This window comes from Kribbella sp. (assembly GCF_035687465.1).
GTDB lineage: Bacteria > Actinomycetota > Actinomycetes > Propionibacteriales > Kribbellaceae > Kribbella.
Genome location: NZ_DASRXP010000416.1, coordinates 1 through 5332, shown reverse-complemented (window position 1 = coordinate 5332; position 5332 = coordinate 1). Strand labels below are relative to the sequence as shown.

The following is a 5332-nucleotide window of genomic DNA, read 5'->3' as shown; positions in this document are numbered from 1 at the left end:
AGGCTCATCCCCGGTTTGCCGGCGACATAGCCGGTGATGCGCTGCATCCAGGTGATCACGGGGTGGACATCGCTCTCGACGAGGTGGCCAAGCGGGCGGGGGTCGGCATCGCGACCCTCTACCGCCACTTCCCGACCCGGGAAGCGCTGATCACCGGCGCCTACGTCCGCGAGGTCGAGCGGTTCTGCGACGGGGTCGAGGACCTGCTGGCGAAGATGCCCGCGGACCAGGCACTGATCACCTGGATGCAGCGCATCACCGGCTATGTCGCCGGCAAACCGGGGATGAGCCTGGCCCTGAAGTCGATCGTGATGTCGACGGACGCGGTCGCGCTGGAGGCGAGCCATGAGCGGATCTTCGCCGCTGTCCGACTGCTGGTGACCGCCGGCGTGGACAGCGGCGTCATCCGCTCGGACGTCCTGCCGGAAGACGTCGCTGGGGCGCTGAGCGGGATCAGCCTGACCACCGGCCAGCCCGGTTCGCGGGAGCGCGCCAACCGGCTGGTCGTCCTCTTCGTCGACGGCCTCCGCCACGGCGCCCCCAACGCCGACCAGTCCTCCGGAACCCTCTGACCCGGCGTACCGCAGACTTGGGCCATGACGATCAGGTACGGCGGAGCCGGGGTGCGGGTGGTCGGGGACGGACTGGTTCTGCGCGAGTGGGAGCGCGGTGATCTGGCCGCGATGGTGGAGTTGTTCGACGACCCGGACGTGGCGTTCCGGACGCCGCTGGCATCGCCCTTCGACCTGACCGCGGCCGAGGCCTATCTCGAGCTGGCCCAGACCGAGAACGGGCGGATCCAGCTCACGATCACCACAGATGGCGCACGCCCATTGGGTGAGGTGCTGCTCAACCAGAACACGGGAAGCATGGGGTACGCCGTGGGACCCGCCTACCGGGGCAAGGGTCTGGCAGCGCGGTCGCTGAAGCTACTCACCGACTACGCGCACGAGGTCGCCGACCTGGCCCGCGTCTACCTGGAGATCGAGCCCGACAACCAGGCCAGCGCAGGCGTCGCCCGCCGAGCCGGCTTCCACCTCACCGACCTCCCACCGAATCTCGTGATGGACAAGGGCCGCGAAGTCTCGCTCCTCACCTGGGAACACCTGAGCTAGAGCTCCAGGTACCAGTCGTTGCAGGTCATCCAGTGACCCTTCGGGTACTCGAACTCCCTCGCCCCCAGCAAGCTGAAGCCCGCCCTGCGGCAGAGGGCGTTCGAGGCACTGTTGTCGACCCCCGGGTAGGCATGCAGCGTCCGATGCGAGCCTTGCGCCGCAGCGGCCTTCGCTACCTCGACGATCGCCGCTGTCGCGATCCCTTTGCCCTGATGCTCCGGAAGGATTGCCCAGCCGGTCTCCCAGACCGTCTCGCCGCCCTCCTCGTGTTCCCAGTAGCCGATGGATCCCGCGTGAAACCCGTCGTCGGTGACGATGACGTACATCTGGCCGGCCGGCGAGCTCTCGACGTACCGGCGGTGCCGGTCGAGCAGTTTCTCTTCACTCTCAGGCCCACCCAGGAATGCCGTCATCTCCGGGGCGTTGCAGCGCTCGAGGATCCAGAGGTCGCCCTCGGACCACTTCGCCAGGTGCACCACTTCAGGTCCGTCGGGCTTTGACGGCGAGGGCGTGGGGGATGGGGATGTCGCCTGGCTCCTCGAAGCGCTCGATGGTCAGACCGGTGCGGAGGAAGGCGTTCAGGAAGTCGGCGAGCGGGACGTGCCGCATGCCGACCCGGCGGCGGATGCCGTCTTCGCCCCACCACGGCGCAGGCTCGTGCCAGCCCGTCTGCCGGTACGTGGGGTGGATCAGCCTGCTGCCGTCCTCGTTGTAGACGACGTGCGGGCCGTTGAAGCAGGGATGCACCCCGTAGCTGATCAGGGTGCCGCCAGGTCGCAACACCCTGGTCGCCTCGCGCAGGGAACCGTCGAAGTCCTCCAGATCGGTCGAGGTCCAGAGGGCCATCACCGTGTCGAAGGAGCCGTCCGCGAACGGGAGGTTGGACGCGTCCGCCTCGATCAGCGGTCCGTCGGACCTGGTCCGGGCCAGCCGGAGCTGGTCTGCCGAGAAGTCCACGCCGACGATCTCGCGGCCGCTCTCCCGGATGGTGAAGAAGTTCCGGCCGGTCCCGCAGCCGATGTCCAGACATGGCCCGCTCCCGGGCCCGAGCAACTCCAGCAGGCCGGGCTGATGGGTCTCGGGCTCCTGCACGAAGCGGGCGTCGTACCAGTCGGCCAATCCGTTGTAGCGAGCGATCATTTCGGCCTCCCCAGTCGGCGAAACCCCAGCCTATCCAAGCGCGGCCAAGCCCTCACTTAGGTCGGGAAGGTAACCAGGCGGTAGTCTTTGCCGACGCTCTCTTTAAGTTTGGAAGGTCCACTGTGGGTTCGGTAATCAAGAAGCGCCGTAAGCGTATGGCGAAGAAGAAGCACCGCAAGCTGCTGAAGAAGACGCGGGTGCAGCGCCGCAAGCTCGGCAAGTAGCAGTTCCTGCCGCTCTGGCTAGCAGAGCGGCGTGTAGATGGAGTTGCTGTCTGGCTGGGGGTACTCGTGGCACAGGTAGTGATGGTTACCGGCGTCTCCCGGGACGCCGGTGCTCGTTGTGCCCGCCGCCTGGCAGCCGATCCCGGAATCGCTACCGTGATCGGCATCGACGTGGTGCCGCCCCGGGCCGAGCTCGGAAGAGTCCGGTTCGTCCGGGCGGACATCCGTAACCCTGTCATCGCCAAAGTCATCGCCGGTGAGGACGTCGACACAGTCGTCCACACTGGCGTCGTGGCGACCCCTGGCAGTGCCGGCGGCCGGTCGTCGATGAAGGAGATCAACGTCATCGGCACCATGCAGTTGCTCGCCGCGTGCCAGAAGGCCCCCGGCGTGAGCAAGCTGGTGGTGAAGTCCTCGACTACCGTGTACGGCGCGGGTCCGCGCGACCCGGCGATGTTCACCGAGGAGATGGCACCCCGGGCGATCCACCAGACCGGGTTGAGCAAGGACGCGGTCGAGGTCGAGGGCTACGTGCGCGGGTTCGCCCGGCGCCGGCCCGACGTCTGCGTGACCACGCTGCGGATGGCCAACTGGATCGGCCCGCAGACCGACTCCCCGATCACCCGGTACTTCGCGATGCCGGTGATCCCGACCGTCTTCGGCTACGACGCTCGGCTGCAGTTCCTGCACGAGAACGACGGCGTCGAGGCGATCCACCACGCGACGGTCAACGAGCTGCCCGGCACGTTCAATCTGGCCGGTGACGGCGTGTTGTCGCTGTCCCAGGCGATCCGCCGGCTCGGGCGCCCCGCCTTCCGGTTGCCCTCCTTCACCGCCTCGAGCACGGCCGCGGTGGTACGCCGCTTCCGGCTCGCCGACTTCTCGCCCGACCAGATCACCTTCCTGACCTACGGCCGCGCGGTCGACACCACCCGGATGCGGACCGAGTTCGGCTTCGAGCCCGAGTACACCACCGCCGCTGCCTTCGACGCCTTCCGCGGTGCGCAGCGCCCGGGCGCGGTCACCTCCGCGTCGCGCCTGCTGAGCGCCGGACTGGGGGCGTTGCGTGGCTGACGCCGACGTCATCCCGATCGGATCAGGCGGCCGCCCCGGCCGCGGCAGCGGACGCCGTACGACGCCGTCGGCCGCGGCCCGCGCACTCGCTGGGCCCGCGGCTGCGACGGCCGGCAGGTCCCGCAAGAAGAGGATCGAGCCGGACCCTGTCGTCGAGGAAGTCGTCCTCGAGCAACCCGAGCCGGTCGTGTCCGAGCAGTTCACCGGGTTCGAGCAGATGATCCGCGACACGCTCGGGGCGGACGGCGAGCGCAAGGTCGCCGAGTTCCTCGCCTTCGTGCGCCGCCGGCTGACGGGGGAGTACGAGGTCGACGAGTTCGGCTACGACCCGGACCTGACCGACCAGGTGCTGCTGTCCTTCCTGCGCCCGCTCGCCGAGAAGTGGTTCCGGGTCGAGGTGCGCGGGATCGAGAACATCCCGGACACCGGCAGCGCGCTGATCGTCGCGAACCACTCCGGCACGATGCCGCTGGACGGTCTGATCACGCAGCTGGTCATCGCGGACCACGCGAACCGCCCGCTCCGCACGCTGGCCGCGGATCTGGTGTTCAAGACCCCCTTCGTCGGTGAGCTCGCCCGCAAGGGTGGCGCGACGCTGGCCAGCAACGACGACGCCGAGCGGCTGCTCAGCCAGGGCAACCTGGTCGGGGTCTGGCCGGAGGGCTTCAAGGGGCTCGGGAAGCCGTTCAGGGAGCGGTACAAACTGCAGCGGTTCGGTCGTGGCGGATTCGTCAGCGCGGCCATGCGGACCGGCGTACCGATCGTGCCGTGCTCGATCGTCGGGGCGGAGGAGATCTATCCGCTGGTCGGCAACATGGCCTCGCTGGCGCGGCTGGTCGGGGTTCCGTACATCCCGATCACGCCGTTCTTCCCGCTGCTCGGGCCGCTCGGCCTGATCCCGCTGCCGTCGAAGTGGCTGATCGAGTTCGGCGAGCCGATCCGCACCGACGACTTCGCCGAGGGCGCCGCGGACGACCCGATGCTGGTCTTCAACGTCACCGACCAGGTCCGCGAGACCATCCAGCAGACCCTCTACTCCCTGCTGATGCAACGCCGCAGCGTCTTCTTCTGACCACCCGCTAGCAGCATGCGAAGAGCCCCGGCCAGAAGGCCGGGGCTCTCAGCGTTGCTGGTGACTACTACTTCCAGGGAGGCAGCAGGGTCTGGATCACACCGGGCAGGTTGATCGTCGGCAGCGGCAGGCTCAAGGACGGGAACGGCCAGGGCCAGCTGGGTGTGCCTGGGGTGGGAATGGTCGGCAGGGTCGGGCCCGACGGTGTGGTGGTCGGGGTGGTCGATTGCTTCGAGCCGGGCGGCGTGGCCAGCGGTGTCGGCCGCGCCGTGTTCTGCTCCTCGACGATGGTCGTGTTCGGTCCCTGGGTCGGAACCGTCGTCGGCAGCGTGCTCGGCTTCGCCGACGGCACGGTCGGGCGGGCATTGGTCGGGTCGTTGGCCGGATCGGCCGGGTTCCTGACCGTCGGCTGGTTCGAGTTCTTGGTCGGAGCGGGCTTGTCGCACTTGGGGCACGCCACAGTGGTGTGCTGGGCGAGTTGCTCGATCGTCGACAAGGCCTCGACAGCGGCCTTCAGCGACTCGGGCGGCAGCTTCGGGGCGAGCTCACCAATGGCCTGGCGGGCGCTGGTGATGAACGCCGTGACTGCCGTGATCGAACTGGCATCCCCGTCCTGCTGGTACGACGCGACCAGCCGGGACACGCCCTTGCGGGCCTGCGCCGAGAAGTCGCCCAGGGTGCTGTTGATGGTGGTGACGTCGCCGCCA

At 68.5% G+C, this 5332-nt stretch carries 7 protein-coding genes and 1 pseudogene; 5 read left to right on the top strand and 3 right to left on the bottom strand.

Features of this window, described 5'->3' with window-relative positions; genetic code table 11:
- Together VFG33_RS21525 and VFG33_RS21520 are read left to right on the top strand one after the other, a co-directional pair.
- On the top strand, positions 1-572 hold a 572-nt coding region (locus tag VFG33_RS21525; protein WP_325054711.1), incomplete at its 5' end, for a TetR/AcrR family transcriptional regulator.
- A gap of 24 nt (positions 573-596) precedes the next feature.
- Positions 597-1115 (top strand): GNAT family N-acetyltransferase, encoded by a 519-nt coding sequence (locus VFG33_RS21520; RefSeq protein WP_325054710.1) that lies wholly within the window; start codon positions 597-599, stop codon positions 1113-1115.
- On the opposite strand, the gene VFG33_RS21515 is transcribed toward VFG33_RS21520, so the two are convergent.
- Together VFG33_RS21515 and VFG33_RS21510 are read right to left on the bottom strand one after the other, a co-directional pair.
- Entirely contained in the window at positions 1112-1594 is a 483-nt protein-coding gene (locus VFG33_RS21515) for a GNAT family N-acetyltransferase (RefSeq protein ID WP_325054709.1), read from the bottom strand. The genes VFG33_RS21520 and VFG33_RS21515 overlap by 4 nt on opposite strands.
- 1 nt (position 1595) lies before the next feature.
- Positions 1596-2255, bottom strand: coding sequence for a class I SAM-dependent methyltransferase (locus VFG33_RS21510; protein WP_325054708.1), 660 nt, complete (start codon positions 2253-2255; stop codon positions 1596-1598).
- A 122-nt stretch (positions 2256-2377) separates the two neighbouring features.
- Here VFG33_RS21510 and VFG33_RS21505 point away from each other — a divergent pair, with 122 nt between their 5' ends.
- From VFG33_RS21505 to VFG33_RS21495, 3 genes are all read left to right on the top strand, one after another.
- Positions 2378-2479: a 30S ribosomal protein bS22 gene (locus VFG33_RS21505; RefSeq protein ID WP_008356322.1), complete on the top strand. Its 102-nt coding sequence runs from the start codon at positions 2378-2380 to the stop codon at positions 2477-2479.
- A 66-nt stretch (positions 2480-2545) separates the two neighbouring features.
- Entirely contained in the window at positions 2546-3553 is a 1008-nt protein-coding gene (locus VFG33_RS21500) for an NAD-dependent epimerase/dehydratase family protein (protein WP_325054707.1), read from the top strand.
- Entirely contained in the window at positions 3546-4625 is a 1080-nt protein-coding gene (locus VFG33_RS21495) for a lysophospholipid acyltransferase family protein (RefSeq protein ID WP_325054706.1), read from the top strand. The genes VFG33_RS21500 and VFG33_RS21495 overlap by 8 nt, the downstream gene beginning before the upstream one ends.
- A gap of 67 nt (positions 4626-4692) precedes the next feature.
- Here the strand turns inward: VFG33_RS21495 and VFG33_RS21490 are convergent.
- A pseudogene (locus VFG33_RS21490) lies at positions 4693-5332 on the bottom strand (DUF5667 domain-containing protein); the annotation flags it as partial.